Origin of the sequence: Pseudodesulfovibrio hydrargyri (genome assembly GCF_001874525.1) — a bacterium.
Taxonomy (GTDB): domain Bacteria; phylum Desulfobacterota; class Desulfovibrionia; order Desulfovibrionales; family Desulfovibrionaceae; genus Pseudodesulfovibrio; species Pseudodesulfovibrio hydrargyri.
In genome coordinates this window covers 1,031,593-1,050,847 of the sequence record NZ_LKAQ01000004.1, presented here as the reverse complement: position 1 = coordinate 1,050,847, position 19,255 = coordinate 1,031,593, and the positions used below count along the sequence as shown (strand labels likewise).

Here is a 19,255-nt window from a genome sequence, read left to right as displayed (position 1 = left end):
GGTCGTGCCGTTAATTGCGTTCCGGTTTCCCGCCGGTCATTACACCAAATCCGGGACCACGGCCTCCGTAATTCTGAATCGCCTGTATCAGCACGGAGAACTGATCCGGCCGCAACACGTCCTTTTCACGGAGCAGAAGTCGAAGCACTTCGTCTTTCATGCCGCCCTGATTCGAAAGAATTCTTTGCTGGATAGCCTGGATCGCCTCTTCATCGGCAACGGGTTCGGCCAGCAACTCCAGCACCCGCTCTCGCAACTGCACCGTTTCCCGGCGAATACGATCGGTGTTGGTCTTGAAGGCCAGCACGTTGGGCTCCAGCGCCTTCCATTGTTCGGGAGTCACCTGGACCCCTTCATACCGCGCCGTAAGAAGTTGATCTCCCGAACGGCGGGGCGCTCCTGACGGCGCCGGATCTTGTCCTTGAAAATACTGCATGCCCCAGAACAGGACAAAGGCGATGTTCAATCCCACAGACAAGGCCAGCAACGACCGTTTCAGATAATGCATGGATTACAACCTCCCTCCGCCGTCGAATCCGGCCAGCACCGCGGCCTCGATCGATCCGCCGGGGGCCGCGCTCAGGGATGCGAAGACCGCATTTTCCGTCCGCAGGGTGGACTGTTCCGAAATTGGTCCGCCATGGCTGTTCCACCCGAGCAATCCTCCCAGAAGCAGACCGATCGCCAAGGCGGATGCCGTGGCGGTCGGCCCCAGCCACCTACGGGCAATCGCCCGGAAGCGGCTCGTGTCACGGGCATCGAAATACTCTCGTGAAGCCCGGGCCATGATCCGGTATTCCAGGTCGCCCGGCATCTCCGGGGTGCCCGGAGAGGCAAGCGGTGCGTCCAACGCCTCCAACTCGGCAAGGTGGGCGCGGCAGGACGCGCAACCGTCGAGATGGCGTTTCATGTCCCACAGCTCCCGCCCGGACAGTTCACCGTCCAGGTAGGCAGAAAGACGTGTATGGCAGTTTCGGCAAAGCATGTGTGTCGACCTCATTTTTATTAAACGATCCAAGTTCGGAAAACCCCCGCCTTCGATCGAAAAAAGTTCAGCGTGATCCCAGTTTCTCCCGCAACGCCTCGCGTCCCCTGGACAGCAGCCGCTCGACACCCTTCCGCGACGTTTCAAGAACCACGGCCATTTCATCATAACCGAGCCCTTCGTAGTATCGAAGCACGACGGCCATGCGAGGTCTGGGGGGAAGGGAGTCCAATGCCCGGCGCACGCGGGCCGCGTTCTGGCTCGTCATCAGCGCCTCCTCCTGTCCGGGAGACGAGTCGGCCAATTCCGGATAGTCGTCCGCCTGTACGGGCTTCTCCCTTTTGGCATGATCCAGGCAGAGCCGGGATATGATGACGTGGAAGAACGTCTTGAAGCGTGCGGTACGGCGATAGCGGCCCGACGCGACAAGCAACTTGATGAAGGCGGCCTGAACAATATCTTCGGCCTCGTCCCTGGATCCAATGAAACGATAGGCCACGCCCCAGGCCCAGGACTGGTGCCGTCGGACGAGTTCGCCGAAGGCCTGCCGGTCCCCGTTGCCCGAGGCTTCCAGCAGGGCTTCGTCCGGAAGTTGCGATCGGGACCGATCAGGCAATCCACCGCCTCCTGATGTTTCGAAGGCTCGCCCAGAACAGCGCCGCACAGAACAGGCCGAGTACAGGCAAGTCCAGGTACCATGGCAGGATGTGGCCGCCATGGACAGCACCATGCAGGACGTCGGCCCCGTAAGTCAGGGGCAGGACGTAGGACACGGGTTGGAGCAGGGCGGGCAGCCTCTCGATGGGAAAGAAGAGCCCGCACAGGAAGATCATGGGGAAACGGAAGAAGTTGGAAAAGGTCTGCGCCTCGAACACCTCGCTGACGGCCACTGCGATGAACAGTCCCTGGAACGTGGAGGCCACCGCGATGAGGATCACTGCGGGGATGAACTGCGCCCAGGCGATCCCGGCGAGGTCGGTCAGGAACAGAGCCATGATCACGGGTACAAAGGCATTGCACACGCCGAAAAAGATCGCTCCGCTCGTCTTGGCAAGCATGAGCAGCTCAAAGGACATGGGGGCCAGCAACAGCCGTTCGAAGGAGCGGTTTTTCTTCTCGAAGGTCACCGTGACCGCGAGCATGGAGGTGGTGCCGAACAGAATGGAGATGGCCACCACGCCGGGAAGCAGTTGCGGAATACTTTCCAGCCCGCTCCCGGAGCGGATGAAGAACATGGCCGTCCACGCCAGGGGGAAGATGATGCCCCAGCTCACGTTCGGCGGTTTCAGATAGTAGGTTCGCATGTCTTTTGCCAATATGTTCCAGAAGGCGATCAGCTTGTTCATTTCTTTCCCCCCTTCATCTCTTTCTCGTGATGCATGGTGCCGGATTCTATGCCCGTTATCTGCACGAAAACATCTTCAAGAGAGAGGCGCACCCGCCGCGCCTCCGTGACCGTGAATCCCTGTTCCTCGATTCGGCGCACCAACGGCCCCACGTGCACGGGGGAGTCCGATTCCACACGGATCGAATGTTGCTCGGGGGGCGAGATGACCAGCGGGGGGAAGGCCTGGCTCAATCCTTCACGAACCGTTTCCGTCAAGGCCTCCTGACAGGTGATTTCGAGGACATGCCGTCCTTGCAGGGGCTGAATCAGGTGTTCCACCGAGTCGATGCCTACGATGCGCCCGGCAACGATGAAGGCGATGCGGTTGCAAAGCCGCTCGGCCTCCTCGATGTAGTGGGTGGTCAGGAAGATGGTCGTCCCGGCGTGGTGCAGGTCGGCCACGAGCTGGCGTATCTGGCGTCCGCTGGCCACGTCGATGCCCGTGGTGGGTTCGTCGAGGAACAGGATGTCCGGACGGTGGATGATGCCCGCCGCGATGGTGAGCTTCCGCTTCATCCCCTTGGAGTACCCGCCGAACTTTCGGTCAGCCGCCTTGGCGAGGTCGAAGTCGCGCAGCAGCGCCCTTGCCCGCGCCCGGCGCTCGTCCTTCCGGATGCCGTACAGCGATGCGCAGAAACACAGGTTCTCGAATCCGGTCAGCTCGGGGTAGAGGTTGCTTTCGTCAGGGACCACCCCTATCAGGTGCTGGGCGGTCCTAGGGGTTGTGGTGCAATCGACGCCGCACAGGCGAATTACCCCCGAGTCCGGGCGGGCCAACCCGGTCAGCATGTTGATGGTCGTGGTCTTTCCTGCCCCGTTCGGCCCGAGGAATCCGAACAACTCCCCCCGCTCCACGGCGAACGACACGCCGTCCACGGCCTGCACGCCATCGAACCGTTTGCTCAGGTCTTCGACCGCTACTGCTTCATTCTTCATCAGGATGGCCCCCCCCCGAACTAATTCTTGTTTCAATCTGCTCTTTACCGTATTCATCAAACCCCCGAAAACCACTGATGCAACAGTTTGGCGCACAACCCGAACAGGAGCAGGCTAAACAGCAGCCTGACCGTCCGGCCCGTCAGCCGGGCATTCATGAGCCGCGCCCCGGCCTGACCGGCGATAAAGGCGACCACCGCCGCAGGCAAAAGGAAATACCAATCGACCTCCCCCATGGAAGCGTATCCCATGAACCCGGTGAGCGAGGAGAAGCAGACGATGAAGGTGGATGAAGCGGCAGCGGTCTTGGTCGGCGTCTTCAGGGCGAAGATCAGCAGGGGAACGATGAAAACCCCGCCGCCGACTCCAAGCAGCCCGGCCATCAAGCCGGTGACCGCGCCGATGGTCGCCCCGCCGATGATTTTTGTTGCTTTTGCCCGTTCAACCGTTCGGTTGTCGCCTTTGGGTGAAAATAGCATGCGTATCGCCGCCAGAAAGAGAATGACGGCCATGATCATCAGGAACGGTTTCGTCTCGATTCGGGTGTTCAGGTAAGCGCCGAGCGGCGCGGCCGCTGCGGAAAATAGGATCAGCGGGATCGAAAGGGAGAAATCGACCATCCCCTTTCGCGAATAGGCGTACGCCGCCGACCCCGCCGCCGTGAGGTTCAGGAACAAGGATGCCGCAGCCGCCTGGGCTTTCGCCATACCCAGGAGCACGAACAGCGGCGAGAAGACAAGCCCGCCGCCGAGGCCGACCATGGTCAGTAGGAGTGAGATGAGAAATATGCTCGCAAGCAGGACAACGGGAACAGTCATATGCGATCCTTGACGATGTGTTCAGGTGATTGTTTGCGGCAGGTCGGGGACTCGTGCCCACCTAGATGGTGTACCGTTTCAATCTGTTGATCGGAAAAAGTCGCATCGCGACCGCTTCGGCATTTCTGCCGTACCGACCGAATTGCTCCCCAGGCAATCTTTCGGCACGAGTTGCGGGTTTCTCCACAGGTTGTCTATTCATACCATTTCACAACAAATTTGGCATGCTGAACACCCCGTTCGCGAGGGACCGCAATTCCGTCATGGTCTGCCGGTTAATCCCGTAATGCACGAAATAGCCCTGCTTGTCCGCGACCACGAGGTCCGCATCCCTCAGGATGCGCAGGTTCTGGGACACAGCCGACGGAGTGATGCCCAACCTTTTTGACAAGGCGTTCACGCACAAAGGCCCGCCTTTCAGCAACTCCAGCATCCGGATGCGGGTGTCGACCGAGAGGACTTTGAATATTCTGGCTTGTTTCTCATAATTGACCATACGTACCTCGATCTGTTTAAGAGTCTATGCATATACTTATTTAAAAATGGCGTAAAGTCCCCCATTTCCAACAATGGCCTTGCCGAGGTTTTTGTTCAACTTCGCATGGAAATAATCTATGCTTAGGCAATGTCAAATAGAAGGAGCCTCTATGCAGGTCTTGATCATTCTTTCCAGCAACGACCCGGAAGTGAAATGGAACGCTGTCCGTTTCGGTAACTTCCTGTTGAACGAGGGCGAGGACGTCACGTTGTTCCTGAACGCCGGTGCCGTTGATTTGTATGCGGGCGATTCGGAAGCATTCCCGATCGCCGAACAGGCGAAGATGTTCGCCCTGAGCGAGGGCGTGCTGGTAGCCTGAGGGAAGTGCCTGAGCATCCACGGGGTGGATGAAAGCGAATACGTCAAGTTGTCCAGCATGAAATTCCTGTATGCGGAAATGATCAAGGCGGACAGGATTCTCAACTACTAGATGATACGTGGCAGGCACCTTGGGAAAGGTGCCTTCCACGTCTTCGGAGAAACATTGTCGATCACATTTGCAAATGAGGTGGGCACGCAACCGCAAGACCCTCTGCCAAAAAGGATACACTATTTTTTGTTTGTAATCGCATAGATGTGATTCTTGAGTTCAATATGAAAATTTAGACGACAACGGCAAACTGAATCCTGGTCATCCTGGTACTGAAGATTCTCCGGACATTTGCTGCATGCATTAATCTCTTCAAGGAGTCGCCGAATATGATCGGGATCGTGGCTTTCTCCAATTTGCTTGAGAATGTCTTCAATATCTCTCTTCGTACACATAGCATCGCCTCCTGAAGGGGAGCGGATTGTCGGCTGCTGTTCTTCAATATTCAAAGAAATTAAGGATGTATTTGATTGCAGTAAACACCATGACACCCGCCAGCATCCACTTGATGGCCTTGGCTGACACAAACTTTTGACATCGAGCCCCAAGATACATTCCCGCCATTCCACCTACTCCGAAAAGAATTCCCAACAGCCAGTCGGGGGCCACGGAAAGATTCGGATAGAATGGGGCGATGGCCTGATAAAAAACGACGCCAGCCACTGATGTGACAAAAGTACCCATCAGTGCGGCCCCTGCGACGACATAGACGGGAAGTTCGAAAAAAGTTATAAAAAACGGGGCAATTATTGATCCTCCCCCTATCCCGTAGATTCCCCCTACTATGCCGACAATGAAACTGAGAAGCAAAATTCCCCAGAATGAAACATTATAGGCATCTCCGTAGAACGTGAACCCCAGTCGCTTTAGATTGAAACAAGTGACTGTCGTGGCGGGCGAGGCTGCCGCCCCCCCAGGACTGGTATTACGTTTGACCATTTCCCGAAAGCGTGCTTCGCTTTTTTTCTTGTTCCCACCATTTGAGTTCCCCAGCACGTCCCTCACCATTTTAAACCCGATATAAAAGAGCACACAGGCGGCAAACAGTTTGAAATGTTTCGGATCCGGCAAATAGAGCACCCTTACCATGGCGCCGATAAAGACGCCTGGCAGCGTGCCGAAGACAACAATCCACGTCAGCGGCCACACCATTCGTTCCTCGCGCCAGTAACGATATACTCCGCTTGGGATGGCAACGACATTGAACACCTGGTTGGTGGCGCTGACCGATGGATTCGTATACCCGATGAAGGACATCTGAAACGGCAAGAGCAGAAAGGCACCGGAAACGCCGCCCATTGAGGTGAAAAAAGAAATGACGAACGCCACAAAAGGTGGAATCCAGAGCGCGACTTCGATATCAGCAGTTTGGAAATACATGGAATCGACCGCCTTTTTGTGAAAACATTTGTCAACAGTCACGAAAGTATTTATATTCGTGACAGTAAAACTTCGACAAGTCAATACCAATGTGAGCGAGGTCGAATGATTATCGCCGGGCTTTCTTCAAGATGACATGGTATTTTCGGGGGCAAGCAGCAACTCTCAGCAATCAAAGGTTCATAGCAATGACAGGTTTCAACCGAAGTGATGATGGACGGATTCTCTCTATTGCGGAAGGCGAGGAGTGCCTGAGTCACTCCCAACTTAATCGATTAGAGGATTCTTTCCGGGAATGGGCTGAAAAACCAAAACGCGACGATGTTCGTTTGTCCAGACTAAGCGTTTTGCTCATTTTCCTTTTGGTCAGGTATACGGGCGCAAAGTTGAGCGAAGTATTATCGATCAACATACATACCGATCTCGATTGGGCTCGCCATCTGGTGATTTTTCGTTCGAATGGGAATGAGAATGCGGAACCGAGGGAAGTTCATATTTCACAATCTCTTGCCGACGAGATCAGGGGGAAGATCGACACCTTGAAATCTCACAAGGAGTCGGAAAGACTGCTTGATTTGGACCCTGGTTTTGTTCGGCGCAAATTTTATGAACGGGCTTTGGAATGTGGGTTTCCAAAGCGGCTGGGCGGTCCGGAAGCCATCCGCAAGGCGAGAGGCGTGGAGTTGATGCAAAGCAACATCCCCTTGCCCGCTGTGCAGATGATGCTGGGGCACTCCACCCCCAATCTCACCTCGTCCTATGTCGCGTTCTCCAAGGATGAAATTCAAGCTGTTGCTCAGCGTTTTCTGGAAAAGGAATCCGGCCGCAAAACAAGCGCACGAAATAGTTTTTTTGGAAAAGTGTCAGAAATATTGAGGGGCGACATACAAACACGCGTCGTTATGGAAACCCTAGAAGGAAACTCCATCATCACCGTAATCACGAATGACAGTTTGGAGCGGCTTGGCTTGAGCTTAGGCAGATTGATCACAGCCGAGGTAAAGGCTCCGTTGGTAATCTTGCATGGCGGTGAAGCATCTCCGAAATGCAGCACGGAAAACAGACTCAGGGGAGTGGTGACCAGAATAACCAATGGAGAGGTCAACACGGAATTTATCGTCAAGATTTCTGAAACAACTGAAATATGCGCCCTTGTCACTTCCTCCCCAAGCTCACCCTTTGAATTAAATGTTGGAGACTGTGCATGGGCATTGTTTAATTGTTCCGCCGTGGTGCTTCACGTTGACTGATGACCTCCTCCCGCTGGTTTTCTCGATTTGTATTATACAAGACTACAAGGGCTTTTCTGGGAGCCACCCCTTGAAGTCTGCTTAAAATAAACTGGACTCTTAAGACACGTTGCGCCGCACGTTGAATTGGCATTTGCGGGTAAAGACAAAAGGGACTCACTCTTCCCCTAGAATCCTGTCCCATGCCGCAATGTGGTTTCGGAAGCCGTACTCGACCATCTCGAATTTTCTGCCCAAATTTTTGGCTGCGACCCCAAGCGTTCCGGTGCCGGCAAAGGGATCAAGAATGGTGTCGCCCTTTTTGCTCAATGCGGTAACCAGAGTCTCAATTACCGACAATTTTTTTTGAGTTGGGTGAAGGGTTTTTTCGCCCTTCTTGGTTGACCATTCCTCGTCTGGGTCAGGCATCATCCGTTCATTCCCTGATGTTTTTCCAGCGACCACATAATTTTTATAGCGGTCTTCCATGTCGAAGTATGCATTTTCTGAGCACACATGTAGCCCAAGTTCGAAGCTTTCCTGGAACATCCCCTTGTTGGTGCCTCGCGAATCCGGTTTGCACCAAGCATACTTGCGCAACCTGGTAAAATAGCGGGAAAGCTCACGATACCAATCGCCGAATTGGAAATCCGAGCAGAACACAAAGACATTGCCGCCAGGTTTCAGAACGCGATGGAATTGATAGGCCAGAACGTCGATCCGTAGCTTTTTGCAATCCCAATCCTTGCCGGCAATACCGATCTCGTAAGGTGGGTCGGTGATTATGGCCTCGTACCTGTGGGCAGGACAATTCCCCAAAAAAAGGAACGCGTCCTTGTTGTGAATGTCGCCGTCCTTAGACGAAGAGGTTACCCCAAGATGGTCTTGTTTCCGTAAATCTATCATGAGTCACCTGCCACCGGTTTCCCATATGTTGGTTTTTGGTTCTCCAAGATAAATTCCCGCATTCGATCAAGCGATTTTGAGCTCAGTCCCGGATTGAGAATTTTGCGACGCTTGGCTCGTTCTTTGGGATTTGCAATCGTGTGGCAACTGTTGGCGGCATTAGCCATTTCCGGGTCATTCTCCAGTATGCTCATCAACGCCCGATATGTGTCGTTGTGCATGGTGACGAGAACGATTCGAACGAACTCCGGAACAGGAAGATCATAGGCAAGGGAGAAGTCGAGTACCCGATCCAGTGGAATCGAAGCGTCCCCCTTTTCGATCTGGGATATGAACGAGCTGGAGCACCCCAATTTCTGGGCGACCCATCTGAGGGGTTTGTGCCGATTCTCCCGGACAATCTTCAGATAAAGCCCGACTTCTTCTTTCAACAATTGTTCCGGGGTCTTCACAGGGGTGAGGTCAACGTCGTCATCTTCGGCCATGGTTAATCAACCACCTTATTAACAGCGTTAAGCAACTAGTTGCTTAACGCTGTTAATAAATAAGTTGATAATCAGTAGCAAGGGATTTGTTGCTTTTTTGGGGTGGATGCGTGAGCAGGGACCTGAGGATATCCCTTGAGCCGGAGTCGAACCCGCCATCCCTCTCGCCGTCGCCTGCGGTAATCACGACGCAAGTAAAGTCGTCGGGGCAAGGCCGGACCGCGAAGCGTCCGCCCGTAGGGCTTGGCCTTGCCCCGGCGGCTGCTTGCGCCACGCTCGCGGATAATCGGCGGGAGGGGAAGAAATCGTGCCGTCGGAGCTTGCGCGAGGGTTGAGGGGCGTCATATGGTTGGGCATATCCACAGGATAAATCGGTCACCAGAAGGAGGTAAAACGCGATCAGGCGCGTTCATAAGTTTTGACGAAGTCTAAACTGATGACGCATGAAGAAGCCTTGTGCTTCAACGATCCACGCGCCGTTTTCCAAACAAACGGCCATTTCCAAATCCAAACACGCAGGCTGTAACGCAGCACCCGCCGATGGTGGAATGGCAAGTATCTACGCTTGTCATTGCCGCACTTCCCCTACGGCTGCCATTAAGTCCGCAAGACGTACGCGCTTGCGGGGCAGCACCCCTTATTGACTGGGTCTTCCGGAATCTTCTTCCAATGGGAAACGGGCATTCATTCTTCCCTTAGCTGGTGATGCGTGGCGGGTTTACCGCCACAGGCAGGTCTTTCCCGGATAACGGGAAAAGTCCGATCTGCTTGGCCCCGGGGCGCTGCCCCGAACCTTTAACGGAAGGAGAATTCCAATGGGAAAATCCGACAGCCTTAAGTTTGCGGTGAACCGGGCAACCTTGTCCGGGCAAAAAACGAAACAACACCGAATCCGCCAGACTGCCCGCCATTTCGTCGATGTTTTGCGCCAGGCGAACATGGGGATTGAAAAGTGGACCAATGTATCCAACAAGCATTTCCAGCGCGTGGCGGATGCCATGCGTGCGGACGGTGTGGGCGACGGCAGGATTGCCGAAGTCTTCACCGCGGCACGCCACATCTGCCGCGCTTACGGAAACGATCAGATCAGCGAAAGCAACGCGACCTTCGGGGTCAAGCGCGGGTCCATCGCCAATGCGATGTCCCGTGCGGTCGCCGCGGATGTCTTCCAAGGCACCCTGACCCGCATGCGGAACGACAAGTCGTATCCGCACGCGGGTCGGGCGGCGGCGCAGATCGACCTGATGTACAACGTGGGATTGCGCCGGGAAGAATCAGCCAAGCTGGACTTGCCTAACGACTGGGACCGGGAAAACCATAGCCTTCTCGTTCAGTATGGGACCAAGGGCGGCAGGCCCCGAACCCTGTACGGCTTGTCCCGGCAACAGGAAGCGGCCCTTAAGCGGGCCGAAGAATACGTGTCCCCTTCCGACCGAAAGGGCATCAACAATCTCATGCCCGAAGGCATGGGCGACGAATGGCTGCATCGGCTGGATTATGCAGCCAGAAAGCACGGCCTGACGGGCAAGGATGCCGGGGGTACCCTGCATGGCCTGCGTCACGAACGCTTTCGACAGATGTATGTGGACCATACGGGCTTCGAACCGCCGAACCAGTACGATAGCGTTCAGGCATTCCACGAAGCCGCCCAGGCCACGGCCGGGGACGACTGGCCCCGGCTCGACGACGAAGCACGCGACAACATCGAAGTGGCGGCGGGGCATTCGCCTGGCCGTCGGGACGTATCGAACGCCTATCTTGGCAGTTCCCGTTAGAAGAAACCCCGCCATTTCCGGCGGGGTTTCTTTCGGGCGTGAGGCTTTGCTCACGCATGGAGTGCGGCTAATACTGTACTCGGTTACAACTAGGTAAGGAAAGGAAAAATAAAATAGGGGTTTATAAAACTACATCTGGAGCAAATTTAGCGCCTCGCCATGGGAAATTTTATGTTGGCCAAAAGAAAATATAATTAGGGATTCATGGCGGCCACGAGCATGACATCGGCCGGGTATTTGAGGGTCATGAGCGAACGGGAGATGGACACCTCGCCGTCCTCGAGCGGCTGGCGCAGGACTTCGAGCACGGACTTCTTGAATTCGGGCATCTCGTCGAGAAAGAGCACGCCGCGATGGGCCAGCGAGGTCTCGCCGGGCTGGGGGTAGCGGCCGCCGCCGACCAGGCCGACGTCGGAGATGGTGTGGTGCGGGGTGCGGAACGGACGGGTGACCATGAGGGCCTGGTCAACGGGCAGCAGCCCGGCCACGGAGTATATCTTGGTCACTTCCAGGGCCTCGTCGAAGGACAGCGGCGGCAGGACCGTGGGGATGCGCTTGGCGAGCATGGTCTTGCCCGAGCCCGGGGGGCCGATGAAGAGCAGGTTGTGGCCCCCGGCCGCGGCGATCTCGATGGCCCGCTTGGCGTGTTCCTGGCCCTTGACCTCGCCGAAGTCGACGAGATGGGTGGTCCGTTCGTTCCACAGGGTGTCGATGTCCACGCTGGCCGGGGCAATGGCGTCCTCGCCCAGGAGCATGCGCACCACCTGGCCGAGGTCGGCGGCCCCGATGACCTCGAGGTCCCCGGCCACCGCGCCTTCGCGGCCGTTGGCCTCGGGCACGATGATGCCGTGGCCGCCCTGTTCGCGCGCGGCCAGGGCCAGCGGCAGGACGCCGGGCACGGCCTTGAGGTCGCCGCTCAAGGAGAGTTCCCCGGCCAGGAACCAGCCGTCCACGGCCCGCTGTTCGATGACGCCCATGGCGGTGAGGATGCCGATGGCCAGGGGCAGGTCGTAGCCGCTGCCCTCCTTGCGCACGTCGGCCGGGGCCAGGTTCACGGTGATCCGGGCGGGCGGGACCTTGAAGCCGCAGTTCTTGAGGGCGGAAAAGACGCGCTCCTTGGATTCGCGCACCGCGCCCTCGGCCAGGCCGACCATGGTGAAGGCGGGCATGCCGGAGCGCGAGAAGTCGACTTCGAGCTGGACGGGGTAGGCATCGATGCCGCGCAGCGCGGCGCAGTGGGCGGTGGAGATCAACGGATGTTCCTTTGTGTTGTTTTGCATAGAGTTATAGGCAAAACAACAGACTGTAAAGGACCGGCCATATAGAAACGGCCGTCACCCGTTCGCTCCTCCGGGCGCGCACGCGCGGACTTCCCGGAAGGCCGATACAAAACGCCGTTCAACCTCTCCCCCGAAACGGCGCCTTGCCGGTCGGCGGCCCCCCTCTCGGTCAGCCCCGCATCTCGTCCATGACCCGCCGCAGTTCTCCGGCAAGCCGTGCGAGATCACCAACGGCCTGCGCGGATTCGTGCATGGCCCGGGAGGTCCCGCTGGCGACCTCGTTGATCTCGCCGGTGGAACGGGTGATCTCCTCGCTGGCGGCGGACTGTTCCTCGGCGGCCGTGGCGATGGACTGGATGTTGGCCGACGTCTGGCCCGACAATTCCACGATCTCGGACAAGGCCTCCCCGGCGCGCTTGGTGGTATCCACGGTTTCGGCCACGACCTTGACCGTGGCCCGCGTGGTCGCCACGTTGGCTTCGGCGGAACGCTGGATGGCGCTGATGTTGCCTTCCACGTTCTTGGTGGCTTCCATGGTTTTCTCCGCCAGCTTGCGCACTTCGTCGGCCACCACGGCGAACCCGCGTCCGGCCTCCCCCGCCCGGGCGGCCTCGATGGCGGCATTGAGGGCCAGCAGGTTGGTCTGATCCGCGATGTCGGTGATCACGCCCATGATGCCGCCGATGGATTCGGCCTGTTTGCCCAGTCCGTCCATATCGGTGGCCAGCCTGTTGGCCTGGGTCTCCAGGGACGCGATGCCCTCGATGGCGGCGGTCACTATCTGCGCCCCCTTCTCGGCCTGCGTCCGCGCCTTGTCCGACAGGTCGGCGGTGCTGGAGGCGTTTCTGGCGACTTCGAGGACCGTGGCGTTCATCTGCTCCACGGCCGTGGCCACCTCCGCGGCCAGCTTCCGGGTTTCCTCGGAGGCCTGGGAGGAGAGTTCCACCTGGGAGGAAATCTCTTCCGAGGCGGCGGCGAGTTGATCGGAAATGACGTCCGCCTGCCCGGCGATCCGGGTGATCATCTCGTTCTGTCCACGGATCTCGTCTTCCTTCTCCTTGAGTGCGGTCATGTCGAGATAGAGACAGACGCCCCCGAAAACCTTCCCGTGCCTGTCCTTCAAGGCATAGACGTTGGCCAGAACATGACGGCTGCCGCCTTTGTGCCCTTTGATCTCGACCTCGAGATTCCTGAAGACCTGCCCCTTGTGCATGGCCTTGCCCACCGCTGTCTCGCGCTTGGGATCATTGTAGAAGATCTCCGCCAAAGTATGTCCCAGCTGATTTTCGACCTTGCCGTCGATCTGCAGCATGTCCAGGGTGTGCTGATTGGTGAAGAGGGCGCGCTCCTCGGTGTCCACCAGCAGGAACGCCATGGGCAACCCTTCGAGGATGCCGTTGGCCAGTCCCTTGTTGTACGCCAGGCCGTTCGCCAGGTCCTGGAGCGCGGCCGCGGGCTCGCCCTCGCCCAGCAGCTCCGTGAAATCGACCGCCTCGTCGTTTTGGACACGTTGCAGCCCCTCCATCAGGGGCCGGCGGTCCATACACTCGCGCGAGACAAAAAACAGCGCGCCGACGGCGACCAGGGAGAGCGCCGCCCCCGTCGCCCAGCAAGGGGCGGGCGGGACCGCCCAATAGACCTGTGCGACGCCGCAACTCAAGACAATCATGCCGACAAGTGCGGCCATGGCCGCCAACAACCGGGGAGTAATGCCTGTTTTCATCCGGACCTCTGTATGCGCTTTCGATTTCCCGCAGGACATCCTTGTTCAAATGCCCAACGAGTACGGCAATGTAGTTATTCCGTAAAGTATAGACATGCCCCGGAATGCATAATTCCGGATTCGGGAAGGATTCAATCCCTCCCGTGGTGAGGCCGGGCATGCCGGAGCGCGCGAAGCCGACTTCCAACCGGACCTTGTCCGCGCGGACGGCGCAGGAGATGGTATGGCCTGCATGGAGCCACCACGAGTACGGCTCGCCAAAAAGCGGGTCCCCTGCTATAAGGCCGCAACATCCCGCTATACCGAAAGTTGCCACGCATGACATTGCCGAAAGAACGTCTTACATACCGCCAGGAACAGGTAGTACAATGATACGAGACTATACGGAAAGCGACCTTGAAGCCGTTTTGGAGATTTGGCTTCAAGCCTCGGCTAAAGCGCATGATTTCGTCGGCCGGACTTACTGGGAGTCCCAACTGGGCAACATGCGCACAATATACATCCCGGCATCCGAGAACTATGTGTACGAGACGGATTCGGGAATAGCCGGTTTCTATTCGCTGCACGAAGACATGCTGGCGGCGATTTTCGTTGCGCCCGAACATCAGGGCCAAGGTGTCGGCAAGGCCCTGCTCCATCATGCCAAAAGCCAAAGGACGCGGCTGCGTCTCTCGGTCTACCAAGAAAATCAGGCAAGCTGCGGATTCTATCTGTCACAAGGGTTTGCCGTAGTCGACGAACAGCCTGACGAGCATACGGGCCATCTCGAATACACCATGATTTTCCCGGCGGGATAGCCCGTTCCGGCGAACAGGTCCGCCTCGGTTAGCGCCACCCTCCTCTCGCGCGGACTGTGCCCGGCTCCTCCTGCCGCCTTTGCGGGAAATCCGACATGCGTTTTGAACATCCCGGACAAGCCGCGCCCAGCCTATAATTGACGGCGAAACCCGTTTGTGCAAACCGTACGATACGGAATAACCAATATGCTCGTCATCGAACTCGACATACGGACCCTGTCCATCATCACCGTGGTTTTCTCGCTGGGATTCGGCTCGGGACTGGTCGCGTTCGGCGCGGCGCGCCCCATCCTCTCCGGCCTGAAGCAGGTGGGATTCGGAATGTTGTCCATCGGCCTGGCCTTTCTGTTGATCGGCCTGCGCCACCGGATACCCCAGGCCTGGTCGCTGGTGGTCGCCAACTCGGTGCTGGTACTGGGCTTCATGCTCATGAACCGGGGCATCCAGGGATTCCGGGAAATACCACGCTCCGACACCTGGCCCACGGCTGCGGTCGTCGTCTTCAATACCCTTTCATTATTATATTTCTCCTACGTCGAACCGTCCTTCACCCAGCGGGTCTTCTGGGTCTGCCTATCCCTGTCCGCCCTGTCAGGGATATGCTGCCGGAACGTCATCAGGCGGGGCACCATCAACACGATGATGCCCCAAAAGGTGCTCGCTCTGGGGTTCGGCCTGTTCGGCGCGTTCATGCTCCTGCGGGCGCTCTGGGCCCTGGACGAACACGCCCTGCAGGATTTCATGGCGGCCGGGACCATTCACCAGCTGGCCTTTCTGGCCATGATCATGCTGCTGGTGACGGTCGCCTTCGGACTGATCTGGCTGGCCAGCGAATACCTGTTCCAGGAGTTGAAACAGTATGAACGGATCATCCTGACCTCGCCGGAAGGGATCGTTCTGGTGGACGCCGATGGGCGATACCGGATGGCCAACGACGCCAGCCTCAAGTTCGTCGGCCTCCACCGGGAGGAATTACTGGGCAAACGCTCTCTCGATCTGTACGGCAAGGAATTCTATGAAACGGTGACGCTGCCCAACATCAGGAAGGCCTTTGCCGGGGAAACGAGCGCGACCTCTTCCTGGGTCGACCACCCGGACGGCGGCAAGGTGTATCTGACCATCACCTATTACCCCGTGCCCGACACCCGGGGCAGAAATTCCTTTGTGGCCATCCATATCAAAAACATGACCGAGCTGCATTTTGCGCAAAAGGAGAAGCAGCGCATCTTCGATCTGTCCCTGGACATGCTGTCGGTCATCGGGATGGACGGGGTCCTCCGGGAAGTGAACCCGTCGTGGACCGGGACGCTCGGCTGGAGCCAGGCGGAACTGCTGCACTCGAACTGGGCGGATTACGTCCACCCGGAGGACGCCCCCAAGACACGGGAAACGGAAGACGCCCTGAAGAGGGGCGAACCCGTGGTGGACTTCGTCAACCGGCTGCGCACCAAAGACGGCCTCTACCGGCACATCGCCTGGATGGCCTCCCCGGACGTGGAGAACCGCCTCATCTATTGCGTGGCCAGGGACGTGACCAACAGGGTATCGCGGGAAGAGGAATTGTTCGTCATGTCCACGGTGGACCCCCTGACCGGTGCGCACAACAGACGGTTTTTCATGGAGAAGCTGGACGAGGAAGTGGAACGGGGCCAGCGCTACGGCACGCCGTTGTCGCTGCTCGCCATCGATATCGACCACTTCAAGAAGGTCAACGATACCTACGGCCACTCCGTGGGCGACAAGGTCCTGCAGCGCTGCGTGGATACCTGCAAACAGACCCTGCGCTCCTCCGACACGTTCGGACGCCTGGGCGGCGAGGAATTCATGGCCATCCTCCCGTTCGCCGACCACGGCACCGGCCATGACACGGCCGAACGACTGCGGCTGGCATTGAGCCGCTGCACCCACGGCGGCAAGGACGGCCTCCCGCCCTTCACCGTCAGCATCGGCGTGGTCCAGCTCGAAAGGGACGACACCGCCGACAGCTTGCTGAAGCGGGCCGACGAGGCATTGTACCGGGCCAAGGAAAACGGCCGCAACCGGGTCGAAAGGGGGTAACCCCGCCCGGGCCGTCCCGCCACCTCGCAACGGAATCCTGCCAAGTACAGTAATCCCGAACTGTTATCGCATCGGTCCGGCAAGCGTCCTTCCCGGATTGACCCGACCCCGCCTCTCCGCTAGTATCCCCGGCTTTTGGATCGAACCAGCCCCAAGAGCCGCGCCGTATGATCGACCTCGCCATCTTACCGGTATTTCTCGTCACCGTCCTGCTCCTGGCGATCTCGCCGGGCCCGGATCTCGTGCTCATCACCACCTATGCCTCCACCCGAGGCTTCCGGTCCGGCCTCATGCTGTCCATAGGGATCTTCATCGCCGGGATACTGCAAACCCTGCTGGTCACGTTCGGCCTGGGCAAGTTGCTGGAGGCGGTGCCGTCCCTGGCCCTGCTGGTCAAGGTCGCCGGGGCGCTTTACCTCTCCTGGCTGGGCGTCAACCTGCTCCTGAGCTGGCGCAGGAATAGGAGCGGGACTCCGGCGGTTCGGCAGGCCACGGGCCAGAGCAGCCGGAGGCTTGTCTGCCGGGGACTGCTCAACAATATCATGAATCCGAAGGCGCTGATCTTCTTCAGCATGTTTCTCCCGCAGTTCGCCGACGCCCACCACGACGTCGCCACCCAGATTTTCCTGCTGGGGACCCTGCTGAGCGGCGTCGTTTTCTGCATCAACACCTGCTTCGCCTTTTCCTTCAGCAAGCTGGGCTCGGTGATAGGACGGAAGCTGAAGCTGGGCCGGCATATCGACGCGCTGCTGGGGATCATATTCCTGGGCCTCGCCGCTCGCCTGGTCACCAGCGAATAGCGGCCCGCAACGGTTGCGGACGCCGCGACGGCGGCCAGGACGATCCCACCCGTGCGGACAAGGGACCGAAGAAGCCGCTTCCCTTTGCGCTATACCCCCGTTTACTCGGACCGGAGATCACGCTATGGACGTGGCTTCCTGAATCATTACGAGGGAGGACCCGATGACCGATACCGCCGAAAACACGACAGGTCTCTTCCTGGCCAAGCTCTCGCTGCCCGTGCGCAAGTGCATGGCGAACACGGCCCGGGAGTGCGCCGGGAACGTGGCCGGGGTTTTGTCCCTGGACGAGAAGGAGACCTACCGGGTCAAGCTGGCCGTGGACGAGGCGTTCTGCAACGCGGTGGACCACTTTTCCGGCTCGGCGGACGACGAGCGCGTCCACCTGGAATTTTCCGTGCGGGACGGCTCCCTGGTCATCTCGGTCCGGGAACGGGGCATCCCCTTCGACCACGCCAAGGCCGAGCGGTTCACGCCCGGCGACCCGGACAGCGCGGACAAGCCCGGGCTGGGCTCCCTGCTCATGCAGCGGGCCATGGATTCGGTGGAACTGTTCGTCCACGGCCGCGAGGGCAAGGAGGTCCGGCTGACCCGGAAGCTCAACTACGGCTCCCTGCCCCCGGAGCTGGCCGAGGCCAAGCCCGCCCGGCGCGGCAAACGGATCACGGTCCGGGAGCCCGAGGTCCGTCTGGCCCGCGAGGACGAGCTGGCCGAGGTCTGCCGGTTGGCCTGGCGCTGCTACGGCTTCACCCAGGAGGCCTTTCTCTACGATCTCGACGCCCTGACCGAAAAGGTGCGGGCCGGGGAATTCAGGTCGGTCATCGGCATCGATCCGGACAGCGGGGCCCTGATCGGCCACGCCGGGCTCAAGTACCACGACCCGGCGGTCGGGGTCCCGGAGCTGGGCCTGGCCTTTGTGGACCCGGCCTACCGTTCGCCCGGCCTGGCCCCGAAGATGGTCAGGCTGCTCTTCGATTCGGCCCGGTCCGAAGGCGACCGGGGCGTCTTCGACTGCTCGGTGACCACGCACATTTTTTCGCAGAAAGGGTTGCAGGAGGAGATGGGTTGCCGCCCGTGCTGCCTCATGCTCGGCATCGCCGCCTCGGGCATGCGGGTCAAGGAGCTGGCGACCTCGAGGCAGGAGAAGGGCTCGGTGGTCAACCACTACTTCCCCTTCGACCGCGGCCCGGCCGCCGTGTACCTGCCGAAGCACCACCGGGCCATGGCCCGGGACATCTACGCCTGGATGGAACTGCCGCGCGAATTCGGCGAGCCGGACGAGACACCGCTGTCCGGCGTTTCCGGGGTGGATGTCTTCCCCCTGCCCGACGAACTCAACGTGGCCTTCATCGTGGTCCGGAGCATCGGCGCGGACACGGTCCGCGAGATAGCGGAAGGGCTGCGCGACTGCCGCAACAGGCGCATGGACGCGGTCTACGCCTTTCTGCCCGCCGGAGTCCCCACCTCGCCGCAGGTGGTCCGGGCGTGCGAGGCCATGGGCTTCTTCTTTTGCGGGCTCATGCCCCACATCCACGACGGCCAGGACCGCATCCTCCTGCAACGCATCGACATCCCGCTCAACCTGGAGGCCGTCCGGGTGTACGGCGACATGACCAGGACCCTGTTCGACTACATCCGGGCCGAGCAAAAGCGGGTTGCGTCCTCCTGATCCTTCCTCCCGGGCGGCCGCACCCTTGCGCCTGCAATGGTTTCCTTTTTGATACCTGAATATAATTGCCCGCAGTCTTCGGCTGCCCCAATCATAGTCTGACCGACAAAACCGAAGCA

General features: G+C 58.8%; 18 protein-coding genes and 1 pseudogene. 7 read left to right on the top strand and 12 right to left on the bottom strand.

All coding sequences use genetic code 11. From position 1 onward, the window contains the following. Positions 1–10: 10 nt before the first annotated feature. From BerOc1_RS09270 to BerOc1_RS09240, 7 genes are all read right to left on the bottom strand, one after another. Entirely contained in the window at positions 11–508 is a 498-nt protein-coding gene (locus BerOc1_RS09270) for a Spy/CpxP family protein refolding chaperone (RefSeq protein ID WP_071545427.1), read from the bottom strand. A 3-nt stretch (positions 509–511) separates the two neighbouring features. Next, the gene (locus BerOc1_RS09265; RefSeq protein WP_071545426.1) at positions 512–985 is read right to left on the bottom strand and encodes an anti-sigma factor family protein; all 474 of its coding nucleotides are present in this window, start codon (positions 983–985) and stop codon (positions 512–514) included. A 67-nt stretch (positions 986–1,052) separates the two neighbouring features. Continuing rightward, entirely contained in the window at positions 1,053–1,601 is a 549-nt protein-coding gene (locus BerOc1_RS09260) for an RNA polymerase sigma factor (protein ID WP_022661553.1), read from the bottom strand. Continuing rightward, positions 1,594–2,331: an ABC transporter permease gene (locus tag BerOc1_RS09255; protein WP_071545425.1), complete on the bottom strand. Its 738-nt coding sequence runs from the start codon at positions 2,329–2,331 to the stop codon at positions 1,594–1,596. The genes BerOc1_RS09260 and BerOc1_RS09255 overlap by 8 nt, the downstream gene beginning before the upstream one ends. Next, a complete protein-coding gene (locus tag BerOc1_RS09250) occupies positions 2,328–3,308 on the bottom strand; it encodes an ABC transporter ATP-binding protein (protein WP_071547066.1) in 981 nt (326 codons plus the stop codon). Before BerOc1_RS09250 ends, BerOc1_RS09255 begins: the two co-directional genes overlap by 4 nt. A 56-nt stretch (positions 3,309–3,364) precedes the next feature. Further along, entirely contained in the window at positions 3,365–4,126 is a 762-nt protein-coding gene (locus BerOc1_RS09245; RefSeq protein WP_071545424.1) for a sulfite exporter TauE/SafE family protein, read from the bottom strand. A gap of 208 nt (positions 4,127–4,334) precedes the next feature. Further along, positions 4,335–4,622: an ArsR/SmtB family transcription factor gene (locus tag BerOc1_RS09240; RefSeq protein WP_071545423.1), complete on the bottom strand. Its 288-nt coding sequence runs from the start codon at positions 4,620–4,622 to the stop codon at positions 4,335–4,337. A gap of 151 nt (positions 4,623–4,773) precedes the next feature. Here BerOc1_RS09240 and BerOc1_RS09235 point away from each other — a divergent pair, with 151 nt between their 5' ends. Further along, positions 4,774–5,094, top strand: a complete 321-nt coding sequence (locus BerOc1_RS09235) for a DsrE family protein (protein WP_242652933.1) — start codon at positions 4,774–4,776, stop codon at positions 5,092–5,094. Between the two features lie 378 nt (positions 5,095–5,472). Here BerOc1_RS09235 and BerOc1_RS09230 read toward each other — a convergent pair whose 3' ends face one another. After that, a complete protein-coding gene (locus BerOc1_RS09230) occupies positions 5,473–6,414 on the bottom strand; it encodes a sulfite exporter TauE/SafE family protein (RefSeq protein ID WP_071545421.1) in 942 nt (313 codons plus the stop codon). A 188-nt stretch (positions 6,415–6,602) separates the two neighbouring features. On the opposite strand from BerOc1_RS09230, the gene BerOc1_RS09225 reads away from it, so the two are divergent. Then, positions 6,603–7,664 (top strand): TOBE domain-containing protein, encoded by a 1,062-nt coding sequence (locus BerOc1_RS09225; protein WP_071545420.1) that lies wholly within the window; start codon positions 6,603–6,605, stop codon positions 7,662–7,664. Between the two features lie 156 nt (positions 7,665–7,820). On the opposite strand, the gene BerOc1_RS09220 is transcribed toward BerOc1_RS09225, so the two are convergent. After that, a complete protein-coding gene (locus BerOc1_RS09220) occupies positions 7,821–8,549 on the bottom strand; it encodes a DNA-methyltransferase (RefSeq protein ID WP_071545419.1) in 729 nt (242 codons plus the stop codon). Next, positions 8,546–9,034 carry a helix-turn-helix domain-containing protein gene (locus tag BerOc1_RS09215; RefSeq protein ID WP_071545418.1) on the bottom strand — a complete coding sequence of 163 codons (489 nt, stop codon included), beginning with the start codon at positions 9,032–9,034 and terminating at the stop codon, positions 8,546–8,548. Before BerOc1_RS09215 ends, BerOc1_RS09220 begins: the two co-directional genes overlap by 4 nt. 815 nt (positions 9,035–9,849) lie before the next feature. Here BerOc1_RS09215 and BerOc1_RS09210 point away from each other — a divergent pair. Continuing rightward, a complete protein-coding gene (locus BerOc1_RS09210) occupies positions 9,850–10,809 on the top strand; it encodes an integrase domain-containing protein (RefSeq protein WP_071545417.1) in 960 nt (319 codons plus the stop codon). 197 nt (positions 10,810–11,006) lie between these two features. Here the strand turns inward: BerOc1_RS09210 and BerOc1_RS09205 are convergent. Further along, positions 11,007–12,062, bottom strand: a pseudogene (locus BerOc1_RS09205) (YifB family Mg chelatase-like AAA ATPase); the annotation flags it as partial. 196 nt (positions 12,063–12,258) lie between these two features. Continuing rightward, complete coding sequence (locus BerOc1_RS09200; protein ID WP_242652930.1) at positions 12,259–13,632, bottom strand: methyl-accepting chemotaxis protein; 1,374 nt, start codon at positions 13,630–13,632, stop codon at positions 12,259–12,261. Between the two features lie 548 nt (positions 13,633–14,180). On the opposite strand from BerOc1_RS09200, the gene BerOc1_RS09195 reads away from it, so the two are divergent. The 4 genes from BerOc1_RS09195 to BerOc1_RS09180 all read left to right on the top strand — a co-directional run bounded on the left by BerOc1_RS09195 (position 14,181) and on the right by BerOc1_RS09180 (position 19,136). Continuing rightward, positions 14,181–14,609: an N-acetyltransferase gene (locus tag BerOc1_RS09195; RefSeq protein ID WP_071545415.1), complete on the top strand. Its 429-nt coding sequence runs from the start codon at positions 14,181–14,183 to the stop codon at positions 14,607–14,609. 186 nt (positions 14,610–14,795) lie between these two features. Continuing rightward, positions 14,796–16,667 carry a sensor domain-containing diguanylate cyclase gene (locus BerOc1_RS09190; protein WP_071545414.1) on the top strand — a complete coding sequence of 624 codons (1,872 nt, stop codon included), beginning with the start codon at positions 14,796–14,798 and terminating at the stop codon, positions 16,665–16,667. A 167-nt stretch (positions 16,668–16,834) separates the two neighbouring features. Beyond that, entirely contained in the window at positions 16,835–17,467 is a 633-nt protein-coding gene (locus tag BerOc1_RS09185) for a LysE family translocator (protein WP_071545413.1), read from the top strand. A 163-nt stretch (positions 17,468–17,630) separates the two neighbouring features. Then, entirely contained in the window at positions 17,631–19,136 is a 1,506-nt protein-coding gene (locus BerOc1_RS09180) for a GNAT family N-acetyltransferase (RefSeq protein WP_071545412.1), read from the top strand. Positions 19,137–19,255: the final 119 nt, after the last annotated feature.